18 protein-coding genes are annotated in these 16,607 nt (G+C 72.1%); 4 read left to right on the forward strand and 14 right to left on the reverse strand.

Annotated elements, in window-relative coordinates; genetic code table 11:
• Positions 1-489 (forward strand): SH3 domain-containing protein (locus tag GVN67_RS12235; protein ID WP_368667237.1); only part of this gene is annotated, 489 nt, incomplete at its 5' end.
• 18 nt (positions 490-507) lie between these two features.
• Here GVN67_RS12235 and GVN67_RS12240 read toward each other — a convergent pair.
• The 10 genes from GVN67_RS12240 to GVN67_RS12285 form a co-directional block, all read right to left on the reverse strand.
• Positions 508-1,365, reverse strand: coding sequence for a SirB1 family protein (locus GVN67_RS12240; RefSeq protein WP_159996254.1), 858 nt, complete (start codon positions 1,363-1,365; stop codon positions 508-510).
• Positions 1,366-1,434: 69 nt separating this feature from the next.
• Entirely contained in the window at positions 1,435-1,833 is a 399-nt protein-coding gene (locus GVN67_RS12245) for a histidine triad nucleotide-binding protein (protein ID WP_159996256.1), read from the reverse strand.
• Positions 1,834-2,000: 167 nt separating this feature from the next.
• Positions 2,001-2,690: a phosphoribosyl-ATP diphosphatase gene (locus GVN67_RS30550; RefSeq protein WP_408906354.1), complete on the reverse strand. Its 690-nt coding sequence runs from the start codon at positions 2,688-2,690 to the stop codon at positions 2,001-2,003.
• On the reverse strand, positions 2,691-3,467 hold the full coding sequence (hisF, locus tag GVN67_RS12255; protein WP_159996258.1) for an imidazole glycerol phosphate synthase subunit HisF: 777 nt from the start codon (positions 3,465-3,467) through the stop codon (positions 2,691-2,693).
• Between the two features lie 169 nt (positions 3,468-3,636).
• On the reverse strand, positions 3,637-4,509 hold the full coding sequence (locus tag GVN67_RS12260) for a 2-keto-4-pentenoate hydratase (protein ID WP_159996260.1): 873 nt from the start codon (positions 4,507-4,509) through the stop codon (positions 3,637-3,639).
• Positions 4,510-4,586: 77 nt separating this feature from the next.
• Positions 4,587-5,585 carry a tripartite tricarboxylate transporter substrate binding protein gene (locus GVN67_RS12265; RefSeq protein ID WP_159996262.1) on the reverse strand — a complete coding sequence of 333 codons (999 nt, stop codon included), beginning with the start codon at positions 5,583-5,585 and terminating at the stop codon, positions 4,587-4,589.
• Between the two features lie 210 nt (positions 5,586-5,795).
• Positions 5,796-6,809, reverse strand: coding sequence for a tripartite tricarboxylate transporter substrate binding protein (locus GVN67_RS12270; RefSeq protein WP_159996264.1), 1,014 nt, complete (start codon positions 6,807-6,809; stop codon positions 5,796-5,798).
• A gap of 89 nt (positions 6,810-6,898) precedes the next feature.
• On the reverse strand, positions 6,899-7,654 hold the full coding sequence (locus GVN67_RS12275) for an RNA methyltransferase (RefSeq protein ID WP_159996266.1): 756 nt from the start codon (positions 7,652-7,654) through the stop codon (positions 6,899-6,901).
• A 56-nt stretch (positions 7,655-7,710) separates the two neighbouring features.
• On the reverse strand, positions 7,711-8,850 hold the full coding sequence (locus GVN67_RS12280) for a 2OG-Fe(II) oxygenase (protein ID WP_159996268.1): 1,140 nt from the start codon (positions 8,848-8,850) through the stop codon (positions 7,711-7,713).
• Positions 8,847-9,863 carry an Ldh family oxidoreductase gene (locus GVN67_RS12285; protein WP_159996270.1) on the reverse strand — a complete coding sequence of 339 codons (1,017 nt, stop codon included), beginning with the start codon at positions 9,861-9,863 and terminating at the stop codon, positions 8,847-8,849. Before GVN67_RS12285 ends, GVN67_RS12280 begins: the two co-directional genes overlap by 4 nt.
• 204 nt (positions 9,864-10,067) lie before the next feature.
• On the opposite strand from GVN67_RS12285, the gene GVN67_RS12290 reads away from it, so the two are divergent.
• Both GVN67_RS12290 and GVN67_RS12295 read left to right on the forward strand, forming a co-directional pair.
• The gene (locus tag GVN67_RS12290; RefSeq protein ID WP_159996272.1) at positions 10,068-11,183 is read left to right on the forward strand and encodes a 2-aminoethylphosphonate--pyruvate transaminase; all 1,116 of its coding nucleotides are present in this window, start codon (positions 10,068-10,070) and stop codon (positions 11,181-11,183) included.
• A gap of 217 nt (positions 11,184-11,400) precedes the next feature.
• Complete coding sequence (locus tag GVN67_RS12295) at positions 11,401-11,661, forward strand: hypothetical protein (RefSeq protein ID WP_159996274.1); 261 nt, start codon at positions 11,401-11,403, stop codon at positions 11,659-11,661.
• A gap of 28 nt (positions 11,662-11,689) precedes the next feature.
• On the opposite strand, the gene GVN67_RS12300 is transcribed toward GVN67_RS12295, so the two are convergent.
• The 4 genes from GVN67_RS12300 to GVN67_RS12315 all read right to left on the reverse strand — a co-directional run bounded on the left by GVN67_RS12300 (position 11,690) and on the right by GVN67_RS12315 (position 15,785).
• Positions 11,690-13,453 carry a chloride channel protein gene (locus tag GVN67_RS12300; protein ID WP_159996276.1) on the reverse strand — a complete coding sequence of 588 codons (1,764 nt, stop codon included), beginning with the start codon at positions 13,451-13,453 and terminating at the stop codon, positions 11,690-11,692.
• Entirely contained in the window at positions 13,450-14,073 is a 624-nt protein-coding gene (locus tag GVN67_RS12305) for an RluA family pseudouridine synthase (protein WP_235035264.1), read from the reverse strand. The genes GVN67_RS12300 and GVN67_RS12305 overlap by 4 nt, the downstream gene beginning before the upstream one ends.
• A gap of 86 nt (positions 14,074-14,159) precedes the next feature.
• Positions 14,160-15,029 (reverse strand): branched-chain amino acid aminotransferase, encoded by an 870-nt coding sequence (locus GVN67_RS12310; protein ID WP_159996280.1) that lies wholly within the window; start codon positions 15,027-15,029, stop codon positions 14,160-14,162.
• A 138-nt stretch (positions 15,030-15,167) separates the two neighbouring features.
• Positions 15,168-15,785 carry a DUF1194 domain-containing protein gene (locus GVN67_RS12315; RefSeq protein WP_159996282.1) on the reverse strand — a complete coding sequence of 206 codons (618 nt, stop codon included), beginning with the start codon at positions 15,783-15,785 and terminating at the stop codon, positions 15,168-15,170.
• Between the two features lie 147 nt (positions 15,786-15,932).
• On the opposite strand from GVN67_RS12315, the gene GVN67_RS12320 reads away from it, so the two are divergent.
• On the forward strand, positions 15,933-16,589 hold the full coding sequence (locus GVN67_RS12320) for an exopolysaccharide biosynthesis protein (protein ID WP_159996284.1): 657 nt from the start codon (positions 15,933-15,935) through the stop codon (positions 16,587-16,589).
• Positions 16,590-16,607: the final 18 nt, after the last annotated feature.

Genomic DNA, 16,607 nt, shown 5'->3' on the forward strand with positions numbered 1-16,607 from the left:
ACAGGCCCGGCCCCGCCCCCCGCGCCCGAGCCGACGCCGGAACCGCTGGCCAACCAGCCCGGCACGGTCACCGGCCTGCCGGTGCCGCGCTTCGTCTCGCTGCGCAGCGACGAGGTGAATCTGCGGATCGGGCCGGACACCCGCTTCCCGATCGAATGGACCTACCAGCGGCGCGACATGCCGGTGGAGATCATTCGCGAATACAACCAGTGGCGCCGCATCCGCGACATCGACGGCACCGAGGGCTGGGTGCACCAGTCGACGCTGGCCGGCCGCCGCACCTTCCTGGTGCGCGGCCAGGAGCGCAGCCTGCACCGCAGCGAGGGCGAGGGCAGCAGCGTCGTCGCCCGGCTGACGGTCGGCGTGGTCGGCCGCATCCGCCATTGCCGCGCCGAAAGCCATTGGTGCGAGGTGCAGGTCGCCGACCACCGCGGCTACATCAAGCGCAGCGATATCTGGGGCGTCTCGGCGACCGAGGACGTCAACTGAAGGCTTAGCGCCGGCGCCCTAGTGCAGGCGCTGGCGCAGCTCCACCATCAGCGCCCGCGCCCGCAGCGCCGCATCGCCCTCCGGCACCAGGGCCAGGAAGCGGTCCAGGCATTGCAGCGCGGCGCCGATGCGGTCCAGCCGCTGGTGCATCAGCGCGGCCTCCCGCCACAGCGGCGCGGTGTCGGGGGCGAAGCGCAGCATGTCCTCGGTGCAGGCCAGCGCGCCGGCCAGGTCGCCGACCCGCAGCCGCCGCAGCTTGATGTTGTTCTGCAGCCGCAGCAGCACGTCGCGCCGGGCGACCGGGCCCAGCATGCCCGGCTGCAGCTCCGCCTGCGGGCCCTGCATCGACTTCAGCAGCGCGCGCAGCTCCGGCGCCTGCAGCGCCCCGCCGCCATGGAAGGGGTCGATCACCGCGCCGCCGGCACCCCCCTGGGGGCCTTCCAGGGCCACCAGGAAATGCCCGGGGAAGTCGAGCCCATGCGCCGCCCAGCCGGCGGCCTCGGCGGCGTGCAGCCACAGCAGGCCGAGGGCCACGGGCAGGCCGCGCCGCCGCTCGATCACCCGCAGCAGATTGGCATTGCTCGGCGCCTCGTAGGTGTCGCGGTCGCCGACATAGCCGAAGCGGTCCTGCAGCAGCGAGGACAGCAGCGCGGCGCGGCGCAGCGGGTCGCCGGCATCGGCCGCGGGATCGGCCGCGGCGGCGGTGACGGTGGCACGCGCCAGCTCGGAGAGATGCGCGGCGGCGCCCCCCCAATCGGCGTCCGGCGCGTCGATGCGCGCCAGCTGCAGGGCGGTGCCGGCGATGTCGAGCTCGGCATCCGGCATCTGGCCCGCGGCATCGAGCGCGGCGCGGGCTTCGGAGAGAGGGTCGGCCATGCCCAGAGTCGTGGCGATGCCGACCCGCCGGGTCAAGGGTCGCCCGGGGCGCAGCCTGGCGCGCGTCGCTTATTGGCCGCCGGCATCCTGCTGCGGCACCAGCATGGCGCCCAGCCGCTTGCCGCCGAAGATATGCACGTGGAAATGCGGCACTTCCTGGCCGCCATCGGCGCCCATGTTGGTCAGCACGCGGAAGCCCTGGCCCTCGAGGCCCAGCTGCTTGGCCACCTGGGCGACGGCGCGCCAGAAGCCCGCCACCGCCTCGGCGCTGGCCTGGCCGGAGAAATCGGCGACCGAGACATAGCGGCCCTTCGGGATCACCAGCACATGCACCGGCGCCTGCGGGGCGATGTCGTGGAAGGCGAGCGCGTGCTCGTCCTCGAACACTTTCCGGGCCGGGATCTCGCCGCGCAGGATGCGGGCGAAGATATTGCCGTCGTCATAGGGCGGCAGACCGGAGACGGGCATGGTCGGGCTCCTGTGTTTTCCAGGCGCCAGACTAGAGCGTGCTGGCCTGAGGTGGAATCACCGAAAAGCCGGAATCACGCGACCAAACAAAGACCTGGAGCAACTTGTCTTCGTCTTTCCGAAGACAGGTTGCTCCAGGGGCCCGGCGCCGCGGCGCAAGGCCGGGCTCAGGGAAGCTTCGTGGTGTCCGCGGCCTTCAGGATGCCCTTGGGCCGCGCGGCCTTCTCGGCGATGCCCGAGATGCCCTCGCGCCGCTCGAGCTCGGCCCAGACCTCCTCCGGGCGGATGCCGGCATCCACCCACAGCACCAGCAGGTGATAGACCAGGTCGGCGCTTTCCATGACGGTGCCGCGGCGATTGCCCTGGATCGCCTCGATGACGCATTCCACCGCCTCCTCGCCCAGCTTCTGGGCGACCTTGTCGGTGCCGCGCGCCATCAGCCGGGCGGAATGCGACGCGGTGGTGTCGCCGGACAGGCGGCGCGCCTCCACCGTCTCCCACAGCCGGGTCAGCACGGCGATGTCGCCGGTGGTGGGCACCGACAGCGGCTGCAGGTGCCGCGCCTCGGCCTTCAGCGTCGCCTTCTTCGGGCCCGCCACCGCCGGGATCTCCGGCGGCAGCGGCAGCGCGGCCCTGGCCTTGGCCTTCGGCTTGGCCAGCTTCACCTTGGCCCGCAGCTTGGCGGCGGGCCTGACGGCATTCGCGCTGTTCTCGACCACCGCCACCACCTTCTTCTTCGCCCCAGCCTTCTTGGTCACGGCCTTCTTGGTCACGGCCTTCTTCGCCACGGCCTTCTTGGTCCCGACCTTCTTGACCACGGCCTTGGCCGCCGCCTTCTTCTTCGCCAGCTTCGCCATTCAGGCCACCTTCGCCAAAGGAGCGGGGCGCACCGGCAGCCCGGCCGCGGCCAGCGCCGCCTTGGCCTCGCCGATGCGCATCTCGCCATAGTGGAAGACGCTGGCGGCCAGCAGCCCGGTCGCCCCGGCCTGCGCGCCCTCGACGAAATGCCGCGCCTCGCCGACGCCGCCCGAGGCCACCAGCGGCAGCCGCACCCGGGCGCGCAGCGCGCGCAGCAGGTCGAGGTCGAAGCCGGACTTGGTGCCGTCGCGGTCCATCGAGGTCACCAGCAGCTCGCCAGCGCCGAGGCTCTCCATGCGCGCCGCCCAGTCCAGCGCGTCGATCCCCGTCGCGCGCCTGCCGCCATGGGTGAAGATCTCCCACTTCCCGGGCGCGACGGTGCGGGCGTCGATGGCGACGACGATGGCCTGGCTGCCGAAGGCCTGCGCCGCGCGGCTGACCAGATCGGGGTCGCTGACGGCGGCGGAATTGATGCTGGCCTTGTCGGCGCCGGCCAGCAGCAGCTTGCGGACATCGTCCACGCTGCGCACGCCGCCGCCGACGGTCAGCGGGATGAAGACCTCGGCCGCGGTGCGCGAGACCACGTCGTACATGGTGTCGCGATTCTCATGCGTCGCGCCGATGTCGAGGAAGGTGATCTCGTCGGCGCCTTCCGCGTCATAGGCGCGGGCCTGCTCCACCGGGTCGCCGGCATCGCGCAGGGCGACGAAGTTCACGCCCTTGACGACGCGGCCATCCTTGACGTCCAGGCAGGGGATGATGCGGAGCGCGAGCATGGCGTCGGGCACCTCTCAACAGGGGTGACGGGCACAGCGAAGGCCGTTCGGGGTCGGGGGGCGATGCGCCCGGATCACGCATCGGTCAAGAGTAGAAACGGCATTCCAGCACCGGGCAAGAAATTCGCCCGGCGCAACAAAGGTTTCTTCCGGTTGTCAGAAAGCTTGCCTATTGCAGCGTCACGCTGACGCTGACCGGCTGGTCGACCAGACCAGTATAGGTGGTCGTATAGGTCTTGCCGGCCTCGGCCGGCACCGCCGGCGAGAAGCCGCCGAGCGAGATCATGTCGCCCGGCTTCAGCGCCAGGCCGCGGCTGGCCAGGTCCTTCACCAGCCAGGGGATGACGTTCAGCGGATGGCCGAGCAGCGCCGACCCCGGCGCCGTCGCCAGTTCTTTCTCCCCGGTGGCCAGGCGGACGCGCATGCTGCCCAGGCGCGCGGCGAAGTCTGACGTCGCCTCCGGCGTGATCGGCTCGCCCACCACGCCCAGCCGCGCGCCGACGCCGACCGCCAGCAGGTTCGGCCCGTTCATCTGCCGCATCTCGGCCAGGGCCAGGTCGGGCAGCTCGATGAAGGGAATCACCTGGTCGATATGGCGCAGGATGGCGACATGGTCGTCGCCGGCCTGGTTGATGCCGGCGTCGCGGATGCGGACGATCAGGTCGGCCTCGACCACCGGCACCGCGCCGAAGGCGGCCGGCAGGCTGGCGCCCGAGCGCGCCCGCACCGTCGCCTCATAGATCGGCGCCGCCAGCGGATGCGTCGTGCCGAAGCGCTTCTGGGCGGCCTCGTTGGTCAGGCCCACCTTCCAGCCGACCAGGGCGCCGAGCTTGGCGCTCATCGCGGGCACCAGCTTGCCCTGGGCGCAGAGCCCGTCGGCGAGAGAGAAATTCCCGGTGAAGGCCTGGACCGGGGCGTTGGACAGCAGCGAGGCGGCCATCGCCTGCATCGCCGCCGCATCCGGGCAGGTCGGCGGATCGGCGGCCAGGACCGTCTGGCTGGCGCCGAGGCTGAACGCGGCGGCGAGCAGGATGCGGCGCATGGGGTTTCCTCTGGGCTGTTCCACCCAGGATAACCCCGGATCCGGCCGGCGGCTGCGTGGTTTTTCGGCTGTGCCCCTCAGGGCTGCGCCGCATCGGCCAGCGCCACCAGCCGCTGCCAGACCGGGCGCTGCTGCTCGATCAGCTGGGTCAGCTCGCCGCGGCTGTCGCTGACCACCGCCTCGTAGCCCAGCGGGCGCAGCCGCTCGCGGAAATCGGCGCCGGTGGCGGCCAGGCGGATCGCCTGCAGCAGCCGGTCGGCGACGGGCGCCGGCAGGCCGGCCGGCGCCGCCATGGCGTTCCAGGTCACCAGGTCCAGCGCGCCCAGGCCGAGATCGGCGAAGCCCGCCATGCCCGGCACCCCGGGCAGCGTCGCCAGCGGCCGGGCAGAGGACACCGCCAGCGCCCTCAGCTTGCCGTCGCGCACATGCGGCAGCAGCGCCGGCATGACGTCGAACATCATGTCGACATTGCCGGCCAGCAGGTCCTGGATCGCCGGGCCGCCGCCGCGATAGGGCACGTGCTCGATCGCCGCGCCGGTCGCCTGGTTCACCGCGGCCAGGCACAGATGCGAGGCGGTGCCCTTGCCCGAGGACCCCATGGTGACCTTGCCCGGATGCGCCCGCGCCCAGGTCGCCAGGGCGCGGAAATCGTCCCAGCCGCGGGCGGCGGCCGTCCCGGCATGGACCACGCAGAGCAGCGCCCCGGCCGAGACCAGGGTCAGCGGCGTGAAGTCGCGCGCGGGCTCGAAGGGCAGCCGCGGGAAGATCGCCGGCATGGCGGTCCAGGTGGTCAGGCCCAGCAGGCCGAGGGTGCCGCCATCCGGCGCCGCGCGGGCCACCGCCTCGGCGCCGAGCGCGCCGCCATTGCCGGCGCGGTTCTCCACCGTGACCGGCTGGCCCAGCACCGGCCCCAGCCGCTCGGCCAGCAGCCGCGCCAGCAGGTCGAGCGCGCCGCCGGGCGGGAAGGCCACGATGATCTTCAGGGCGGCGGGCCGCTGCGCCAGGGCCGGTCGCGCCAGCAGCGGCGTCGCGGCCAGGGCCGCGAGGCGGCGGCGGCCGAGGGGGAGGTCGGTCATGGCGGCATCTCCGGCAGCGGGCATGAGCCCCGGGAGCCTGCCGCGATGCACAGGGCGGGCCAAGCGGAAATGGCCCGGCCCGGAATCGCCCGGCCTGGAATCGTCCGGCCTGGAAATCGTCCGGCCTGGAAATCAGCCGGCACAAAAAAGGGGCGCCCGGCTTCCCGGACGCCCCCCCTGCTTCCTCCCGGCCGGAACCGGGGGACAACATCAGTCGAGGCTGGCGCCCGACTCTTCGACCAGCGCCTGCCAGACGGCTTCCTGCGACTTCAGGTAGGTGCCGTAGGCGGCCGGGCTGGCGTCGACGATGGTGGTGAAGCCGTTCGGCTCCATCTTCTCGCGGAAGGCGGCGGTGTCGACGACGCCGACGATCGCCTTGTGCAGCGCCGCGATGCGGTCGGCCGGGGTGCCGGACGGCACGTTGATGCCGTACCAGGACTGCATGTCGATGCCGGAGCCGGGCAGCAGCTCCTTCATCGCGGGGACGTTCTTCAGGTCGTCCGAGAAGGTCGTCCGCTCGGCCGAGGCGGCGGCGAGCACGCGGATGCGGCCCTCGCGCACATGCGCCATGGACAGCGGGATGACGTCGAACATCATGTCGATGTTGCCGGCCAGCAGGTCCTGCAGCGCCGGGGCGCCGCCGCGATACGGCACATGGGTGATGTCGGCGCCGGTCAGCTTGCTGATCTTGGCGATCGTCAGATGGCTGATGGTGCCGGTGCCCGAGGAGCCCATGGTCAGCTTGCCCGGGTTCTTCTTGGCCGCCTCGATGACGTCCTGGAAGGTCTTGTACGGGCTGTTGCTGTTGACCGTCATGTAGACGGTGCCGGTGGTCACGCGGGTCACCGGCGCCAGGTCGGTGATCGGGTCGATCGGCATCGACTTGCGGTACAGGAACTTGTTGGCCGCCAGGATCGAGGAGGAGGCCAGCAGCAGCGTGTGCCCGTCCTTCTCCGAGCGCGCCGCCTCGGCCGCGCCCAGGTTGCCGCCGGCGCCGCCGCGGTTGTCGACGACGATGGTCTGGCCGAGCACCGGCTGCAGCATCTGCGCCATCAGCCGGCCGGTCATGTCGACCGAGCCGCCGGCGGCGAAGGGCACCACCAGGCGGAGGGTGCGGGAGGGGAAGCCGGCCTGGGCCCGCGCGACATGCGGCAGGGCAAGGATCGAGGCGACCGGCAAGGTGGCGGCAGCGCCCAGCACGGCGCGGCGGCGAAGAATGGTCATGGTTTTGGGAGCTCCGGTTGGGTTCCGGGGCGCGTTCTGGCCAATCGCCGCCAGGAGGGCAAGCGTTTAGATGGCGCGAATGTTATCTTTCACAACCGCGTGGTGCTGCCCGGCGCAACCAGGGCGTGCATCAGCACGGCGGCGGCGACCGAGACATTGAGGCTCTCCACCGCCCCCGATCCGGGCAAAGTCACGCGGGCTTCACAGGCCGCCTCGGTCGCCGGCAGCACGCCCTGCTCCTCATTGCCCAGCACCAGGGCGATCGGCCGGTCGCGCGGCAATGCTTCCGGCGCAACCCCGCCCCGCGCCACGGCGGCGACGGTCAGGTAGCGCGGGGCGATACCGCGCAGCACCGCGACCAGGCCGGGGGCATGGAACAGCGCCAGCGCCTCCAGCCCGCCCTCGCTGGTGCGCCAGGCCGAATCGGACAGGCCGGCCTGGCGCGGATCGCCCGACAGCAGCATCGCCTGGCAGCCGAAGAAGGCCGCCGAGCGCGCGATGGCGCCCAGATTGTGCGGATTGCCGATGCCGTCGAGGATCGGCAGCAGCCCGCCCGGCTGCTGCGACAGGGGGGGCAGCTGCGACAGCGAGACCAGCTCCGGCACCCCGCGCGGCGTCGCGACGGCCACGATGCCGCCGTGATGCGTGGTGCCGGCGATCTTGGCGAGCTCCTCCGCCGGGACCTCCCGATACGGCTTCCGGGCGCGGGCCATCTGCTGGCAGAAGCCGCCGGCCTCGGCGCGGCGGCTGTCCAGGTAGAACAGCCGCAGCACCGCCTGCGGACGGTGCCGGAAGGCGGCGGCGACGGCCGCCAGGCCGCACAGGCGATCAGGCTCGGACTTCATCGGGCGATCACTTCACAAAAAAGGCCGGGGGACGCCGCCCCCCGTATCGGCCTCCCTTACCCCGCGGCGCCCCCCGGGACCAAGTTGTCGCCGACCAGGTGCCGGTTGCGGTCGCGCAGCGCCGCCGCCGCCTCGTCGTAGAGAAACGGCAGGAAGGCGAAGCGGCGGCCCTTGGTCACCGGCTGCGCCTCGTGCAGCAGCGAGCAGGAGAAGATCACCGCCCCCCCGGTCGGCGCGCGATAGCGGCGCGGGCCGAATTCCGGGAAGGTCAGCTCGCCGCCCTCGAATTCCTCCGCATTGAGATTGATGGTGACGGCGAAGCGGCGATGCGCGGTGCCGGCCGTGGTGTTGTCGCGATGGGCGCGGAAATGCCCGCCCTCGGCGGCGTCGTAGCAGGCGACGATATAGCGCTCGATCCGCGTCGCCTCGAACTGGAAGGCTTGTTTCAGCGCCGGCACCAACCGAGCCTGCAGCCGCGCCCGCAGCCCGGCCAGCAGCCCCTGGTCCTGCAAGGTCAGGTCGGAGCGCTTCTTATGCGCCGCATCCTGCACCAGCACGGTGCGGCCATCGACCTCGCGCATGAAGCCCGAGGCCTCGCCGCCCTGCTGCTCGTAGAGGCCGATCAGGTGGCGGCACAGCGCCGGCTCCAGCACCCGGGGCAGCACCAGCACCGGGGCCGGCAGCTCGGCCATGCCGGCATGCAGCGCCGGCGCCGGCAGTCCCGCGAACAGGTTCAGCAGCTGCGCCGCCTGGGCCAGCGGCGCCGAGGCCAGCACCCGCAGCATCGGGTCCAGCAGCAGCAGCCCGCCCTGCGCCCGGTCGAAGCCCAGCGCCGGAAACGCGGTGCCGTCGGCGTCGGCCAGCATGCGGATGCCGGGCGGCTGGTCGCGCAGCCGGCCCTCGGCCAGGTCGGCGGGGTCGCCCGTGATGACGAACAGCACCGCGGCGCGGTCGTCGAAGCGCGCCCGGTGCGGGCCCAGCGCCTGTTCCAACGGCGCGCCGGCCGCGGCGTTCGGCAGGCAGGCCAGCAGCATCCACCGCCCCGCCGCCGAGCCCAGCACGTAGCGCGGATTCTGCACCCCCCGCAGCACCAGCGGCGGCAGCATCACGCCGAGGCCAAGGCCCTGATGACTCTGCTGCCCCTGCTGACCCTGATGCCCCGGCGCCGCCGCCGTCTTTTCCTGTGCCTCGCTCATGCTTTTCCTCCCAGCCTGGCCAATTCCTCGAGCGTCGCCAGCAAGCCTGCCGGCACCTCGATACCCTCCTGCGCCGCCACCGCCGCCAGCCCGTCGCGCCGCGCCCCGGGCAGCCGCACGCCGTCATCCTGCAGCATCGTCGTCACCAATGTCTCGACGCGGTCGAGGAAGGCGGCCTGCCCGGCCAGCGCCCCCGGATCCACCGCCAGCAGCGCCTGGCCCAGCCGCGGCTGGTTGCCCTCGGCCTCGAAGAAGCTGTCAGCCTCGAAGCCGAAGGCGGCGCCGGCCAGCGCCACGCAAAGCAGCTCCACCACCATCGCCAGCAGCGCGCCCTTCTGCCCGCCCATGGCCAGCATGGCGCCGCCCATGGCCGCCGTGGCGTCGGTGGTGGGCTGGCCCGCCGCATCCAGCGCCCAGCCTTCCGGGATCGGCGTGCCCGCCTTCGCCGCCTGGGCGATGCGGCCGCGCGCCACCTGCGACAAAGCGAGGTCGATCACCAGCGGCGCCGCATCCCGCCGCGGGAAGGCCGCGGCCACCGGATTGGTGCCCAGCAGCGGCCGCCGCCCGCCCGCCACCGGCATCGCCGCCGGCGAATTGGCGAAGGCCAGCGCCACCAGCCCGCGCTGCGCCAGCCGCCGCACCGGCAGGCCCAGCGCGCCGGCATGGTGGCTGTCTGTCACGCCGACCCAGGCGACGCCGAATTTTTGCGCACGCTCGATCGCCTCCTGCTCGGCCAGCGCCAGCGCCGGGAAGGCCAGGCCGTTGCGCGCATCGATCAGCACCGCCCCGCCGCGCCCGGCGCGCAGCACCGGCTCGGCGGCGCCATCGGCCCGGCCGTTGGCCAGGAAGCCGGCATATTGCGGCACGCGGGACAGGCCATGGCCGGACTGGCCGACCGCCTCGGCCTCGACCAAGGCGCGGGCCGTCGCCGCGGCCATGGCCGGGCTGGCGCCAGCACCGCGCAGCGCGGCCTGCGCCAGGAGTTCGGCTTGGACGAGGCTGAGGCGCGGCATCACGGGTCTTCCTGGGGCGATCGGCCTTCGCTTCTGCGCGATCCGCGGCGCCACGCCAAGCCTTCGCCGGCACGGCACGGCCTTGGGGGGTTCCCTTCTGCCTTATCCCGGCGCAGTCTGCGCCTGCTGTTTGTGCAGAGGCGCGGGTCGGGCCCGCCGGCTTCCGGACGGCTTCCCCCTTGGCAGCATCCTCAGGATCATCTCATGCTGTTGCTCATTCCCGGACCCGTGCAAACCCGCCCCGACGTGCGGGCCGCGATGGCCGTGGACATCGCCCCCTGGGACCGCGATTTCGCTCCCGAATACATCGCCATCCGCGAGAAGGTCCGCGACCTGGCCGGCGGCAAGGCCGGGCTGCATGCCTGCCTGCCGCTGCAGGGCGCCGGGCATTTCATCACCGAGGCCGCGATCCGCACCTTCGTCCCCGTCCAGGGCGGCAAGCTGCTGATCGTGCGCAACGGCGCCTATGCCGACCGCATGACGCGGCTGGCCGAGGAAGCCGGCCGCACGGTGGTCAACCTGCCGGCCCCTGACACCGGCAGCGTCGACCCCGCCGCCGTCGCCGCCGTGCTGGCCGCGGACCCGACCATCACCCATCTGGGCGTGGTCTATTCCGAGACCGGCAGCGGGCTGGTCAACGACGTGCCCGCCCTCGGCGAGGTGGTCCGCGCCGCCGGCCGGCGCATGATCGTCGACGCCGTCTCGGCCTTCGGCGCGCTGCCCTTCGACCTGTCGGCGCAGCCCGAGGTCGATGCGGTGGTCTTCACCTCGAACAAGTGCATCGAGGGGCTGCCCGGCATCGCCTTCGCCGTCTCGCCGATCGAGCGGGTGGTGGCCTGCACCGGCAATGCCGGTTCGTGGTCCTTCGACCTGGCCGATGTCTACCACACCGCGCAGCGCGCCGGCTGGGGCAGCTTCCGCTTCACGCCGCCGGTGCAGGCGCTGCATGCCTTCGGCGTGGCGCTCGACATCTTCCTGGCCGAGGGCGGCCAGCCGGCGCGCCTCGCCCGCTACCGCGAGAACTGCCGCATCCTCTACGAGGGCGCCCAGGCGCTGGGGCTGCAGCCCTATCTCGACTGGAAGGACCAGGGCCCGATCATCGCCCTGTTCCACCAGCCGCAGCATCCGGGCTTCACCCTGCAGGGCTTCGTCGACGCGCTGAAGCGCCGCGGCGTGCTGATCAGCAATTTCTTCAACACCGAGGCGCCGACGATGCGCATCGGCTGCATCGGCCATGTCGGGCCGGATGAGATGCGCTTCGCCCTCGGCGCGATGCGCGGGGCGCTCGAGGAGCTCGGCGTGCTGCAGCGCGCCGCCTGAGGGTCCTACCCGCCCAGGTTGTGAAACGGGCCGCACCGGCAACGGTGCGGCCTTTTCTTTGGCCTGACGGCAGCGCCTGACCGCGAAAATCACCAGCCGACAGCGTAACCAATTCCGGAATCAGATCGACAGCTTTACCGTTTCATGCTGCATTAGCGAACAAGCTTAAACTGCAATTTTTACGTTATTTCCGTGCAAGATCGGGAAGGGATTCCGCATGTCGTTGGCTGAACGCAAGAACCAGGTGCAACTGATCAAGGACAGCCTGAAGGATCTTCAGGACTGGACCGGGCTGCAGCAGGCCGCGCTCAAGGAGCTCGCCGCCACCAAGGAGCTGCTGAAGAAGACGCCGCAGGACGCCACCGCCGTCAAGAAGTACGAGAAGCTCGGCGAGAAGCTGCTCAGCATCATGGAATCGCGCAACCAGCGCGAGGCGTCGCTGATCAGCGCCCGCAAGTTCTTCCGCATTTACGACTGAACGAGCAGCGGTCGGGCGGCGGGTCGCTTCAGCCCGCCATCCCCAGCTCGTCCTGCCGTCGCTTGTCCAGTTCTTCGCTGTAGCGGCGCAGCAGGTAGGACGCCTTGACCAGGCCGAGCAGCCGCGAGGTGTCGCGCTGGTCGACCACCGCCAGCGCCTCCGCATCCGTCGCGTCGAACAGCGCCATCGCCTGCTTGGCGTTCTGCGCCGGCAGCAGCACCTGGTCCTGCAGGTGGACCAGCTGGGCCACGGGGGCGGCCTCGTCCAGCCCCTCGGCATAGGCCTCCGGCACCAGGATCAGCCCGGCATAGCGGTCGGCCTCGTCGAGGGCGACCACATGCGTCATCGAGCCCAGCGGGAAGTCGCGGCGGAAGCTGGCGAGCTTCGTGTCCAGCTTCACCGTCCGCACCTCCCGCCGCATCAGCTTGCCCACCGTCAGGTCGCGCAGCCAGCCGACGTCATGCGCGCTGCGGATACCCTCGCCGCGCAGGTGGAAGCGCCAGGTGGCGAATGAATAGCCGAACAGCCGCCGCACCGTGGTGCCCGAGGCGATCACCGCCAGCACCACCACCCCGGCGACCGCGAAGCTCTGCGTCGTCTCCAGGGCGATGAAGCTCATCGCCAGCGGCGCGCCGATCACCGCGGTGCCGAAGGCGCTCATCCCCACGATCGCCGCCAGCAGCGGGTCGACGGTGACGCCGAATTCCGCCGCCCCCGCCGCCACCAGCTTGCCCAGCAGCGCGCCGAGCAGCAGCGAGGCGAAGAACAGGCCCCCGCGAAAGCCGCTGCCGATCGAGATCGCCGAGGCCAGCGCCTTCAGCAGCGCCAGCCCCAGCAGCGGCAGCGCCGCGCCCTCGACCACGAAGGCCAGGTGCAGCGCGCCGTGGCCTGCCGACAGCACCGCCGGCGTCACCAGCGCCAGCCCGCCCACCATCAGCCCGCCCGCCATCGGCCGCAGCGTGCCCCAGGGGATGACGCGGCGCAGCCCGGCCTCGGCCAGCGTTACGCCGCGCATCAGCGCGATGCCGGCCAGCGCCGCCGCCAGCCCGATCACCAGCGCCAGGGCCGTGTCTTCCCAATCCGGCGTCGCCAGCCCGGCGGCCAGCACCGGCGTGCCCGTGCCCAGCGCGCTGGCCACCAGCGAGCCCGCCACCGCGGCCGCCATCACCGGCGCCAGATGGGCGATGGCATAGCTGCCGATCACCAGCTCGAAGGCATAGAAGGCGCCGGTCAGCGGCGCGCCGAAGGCCGCGGCGATGGCGCCGGCCGCGCCGCACCCCACCAGCACCCGCAGGTCGCCGCGCCGCAGCCCGAAGCCGCGCCCGAGCTTCGAGGCGATGCCGCCGCCGACCTGGGTATAGGCCGCCTCCATCCCGACGGAGGCGCCGAAGCCGTTCGACAAAAGATTCTGGGCGCCGACGACGACGCCGTCCCAGATCGACATCCGCCCGCCATGCAGCGCATTGGCCTCGATCGGATCGACCGGCTGCCGCGGCCGCCACCGCGCCAGCAGCAGCCCGAGCAGCCCCAGCAGCAGCCCCCCCGCCGCCGGCGCCAGCAGCAGCGCCAGCGGGTCGGCGTCGCGCAGCACCGACAGCCCGTGCTGGCTCTCCGGCCCGAAGATCAGCCAGTGGATGCCGCGCGCCGCGCCGCCCAGCCCCGCCGCCAGCAGCCCGCTGACCAGCCCGGCCACGGCGCCCAGCGCCAGGATGCCGAGCTCGCTCTGCCGCACCGCATCGCGCAGCGACCCGCCGGCGGTGCGCGCCTGCCACCAGCGGGTGATGGCGCTCATGCCGCCGCGTGCCAGCCGCAGGCGGCGAAGCCGGCCTGCATCGCCGGCGGCACCGGCGCCTCGGCCTCGATCGGGGGCGTGGTCGGCAGGGCGATGGCGCGGGCCAGCAGATGCAGCCCGCCTTTCGCTTCGCGCCCGTAGAAAGGGTCGCCCAGCATCGGCCAGCCCTGCGACGCGCAATGCACCCGCAGCTGATGCGTGCGCCCCGTCTCCGGCCGCAGCTCCAGCCAGGTCAGGCCCTGGCCGCGGCCCTTCACCCGCCAGCGGGTCAAGGCAGCCTGGCCCTCGGGATGCGTCTCCATCCGCCAGCCGGCCGCCTTGCTGCTGACCTTGCGCAACGGCAGGTCGATCCGGCCGGACTGCGCCGTGGGGCCGCCCACCACCACCGCCCAATAGGTCTTCTTCGCACGGCCGCCCGCGAACAGCGCGCCGAGCTCGGCCAGCGCCGGCTTGGTGCGGCCCAGCACCAGGCAGCCAGCGGTGTCCGTGTCCAGGCGATGCGCAGGCTGCGGCAGGTGGCGCTTGCCCTGGGCCAGCCAGGGCAGGAAATCCTCCAGGCTGGCGCCGCCGCGCGGGCCGGCATGGACCGGCAGGCCGGCGGGCTTGTCGATGACAAGCACAGACTCGGTCTGGACCAGCACCTTGAGAGGGGCGCTGCCCCTCTCAAACTCTCCCGGCCAGGAACCTGAGGTTCCTGGACCTCCCATCACGCGGCCTTCGGCAACAGGCGGCTCGTCCGCTCCGCCCAGTCGAAATACAGGGCGCGCGCCTTCTGGCCGATCGGGCCGATCGGCAAGGCCCGACCCTCGAAGTTGGTGCAGTACTGCACCTTACCGAAATTGCCGGTGGCGAAGATCTCGTCGGCCTCGCGCAGCATCTGCGGGGTGATGACGCATTCCCGCGTCTCGATCCCCGCCGTCTTCAGCAGCCCCAGCACCCGCGACCGGGTGATGCCCGCCAGATAGGTGCCATTCGCCACCGCGGTCATCACCACACCGTCCTTGACCATCATCAGGTTGGAGGTGGCGAATTCGGCGACATTGCCCTCCGGGTCGCAGACCACGGCATTGTCATAGCCCTGCTGCCGGGCATAGCCGGCGGCCCGCGCCGAGTTCGGATACAGGCAGGACGCCTTGGCATCCGTCGGCGCCATGTCGGAAGCCGGCCGGCGGAACGGCGCCATGCAGGCGGAAAACCCCTTCGACACATCCGGCATCGGCGAATCATAGACCGACAGAATGAACTCGGTGCTCTCCGGGTCCGGCTGCGCGGCGCCGACGCCACGGCGGATGAAGAACATCGGGCGGATATACAGCTCCGCCTCCGGCCCCATCTTGGCCACGCCCTCGCGGCACAGCGCCTCGATCTGCTCGGCCGTCAGCTTGGCCTTCATCCCCATCGCCTGGGTGCTGCGGATCACCCGCTGGCAATGCAGGTCGAGGTCCGGCACCAGGCCGCGGATCGACCGCGCCCCGTCGAACAGGATCGAGCCCAGCCAGAAAGCGTGGTCCATCGGGCCCAGCACCTTGGGCTCCTCGGTCAGCCACTGCCCCTCGTGCCAAAACACGCCTGCCATGCTCGTTCCTCCCGCCTGTTGCGAAACCAGGGCGCCGAGACTGCCATGCACGCCAGGCCCGGTGAAGCCGCGCGGCACCACGATTTCGCGCAGGCTTCAGGGAACCAATCCCGATCCCATGGCGTGGAAATCAGCGCCTCACGCCACCATCGCCCCGCCGCGGATCTCCCGCAGCAGCTTGCGCCGGATCGCCTCGGCGAAGTCGGCATAGTCGGCGCAGCTCATGGCGAAGGCGCCGGGGCCGCCGATCACCTCGGCCTCGTAATGCGCCAGCAGGTCGGGCTCCTCGTTCAGCACGGCCAGGCCGTTGATGGTGACCCCGGCATTCACGCCGACATCGCGCACCGGCCCCGGCGCGCGGCCCTGGTTGTGCGCGCCATCCCCCGAGACATCGAGTGCCAGCCGCGTCGCCTCCGCCGGGCAGCGCGCCAGCAGCGCCAGCGCCGCCACCATCCCCGGCCCCAGCGCCGTGGCCCCCGGCTGCGGCAGGCGGGGGGCGTTGTCGAGCGCCTCCGCCAGGGCGCCGGCCGCCGCCTCGCCGTCGATGCGCGTCCAGGGGACCGCCACCTCGGCGCCGCTCGACCAGAACAGCACCGCCACCGCAACGGCGCCTTTCGGCCCAGCCGTGCAGGCGGCGACGATATCGCTTTGGCGGAAGGCGGCCGCCAGCCCGCCCACCATCAGGCCGAATTCCGAAAAATCGACGCTGGCCGAGACATCGACCGCCAGGCAGAGCGCCAGGTCCACCGGTTGCATGGCATTCCCCTTGCCTGGGCCCCTTCCCCGGGCCACCAGCGATTGAAGCCGGCGGCCCGCATCCTCATCTCCCGTGGCACAATGCGCGGCCCGGCGACAGGGGCCCGCCAGCCGCAGGGATGAGCGCGACAGGATGACGGGCCCCGCATGATCGATGGAGCGACGCTGCCGCAGGGCGGCGACCAAGGGGGCAGTCACCCGGGCTCGGATGAACGGGCGCCGATCACCCGCATCGTGGCCCAGGTCGCGGCCAGCTTCCCCGGCGAGCGCATCACCCTGGGCGAGATGACCGCCGCCTTCGGCGAGCGCAGCTTCGGCCTGCTGATCCTGCTGCTGTGCCTGCCCGGCATGCTGCCCGGCATGGCCAGCGTCTTCGGCCTGCCGATCCTGATCCTGGGCGTGCAGATGGGCATGGGCCTGACCACGCCGCGCCTGCCCGGCTTCATCGCGCGGCGCAGCATCAAGCGGACCGACCTGCTGCGGCTGGCAGGCGCCTCGTCCCGCTGGCTGCGGCCGGTCGAGCGCTTCCTGAAGCCCCGCCCCGGCTGGTTCACCACCCCCTTCGCCGAGCGCCTCGCCGGCTGGGCCGCCGCCTATGCCGCGCTGATGCTGATCCTGCCCGGTCCCGGCACCAATGGCCCGCCCGCCTTCGGCACCATCGTCATGGCGCTGGGCCTGGTCGAGCAGGACAGCCGCGTCATGGGCATCGGCCTGGGCCTGACCATCGCCGGCTGCCTCTTCGCCACCGGCGTGCTGGTGGCGCTGTGCCTGATGGGCGTCGCCGCTTTCAACTGGGTCGTCTAACGCGCCGCGCCCTTGAGC

Source organism: Roseomonas sp. 18066 (assembly GCF_902706185.1).
In the GTDB taxonomy this organism is placed as follows: Bacteria; Pseudomonadota; Alphaproteobacteria; order Acetobacterales; family Acetobacteraceae; genus Pseudoroseomonas.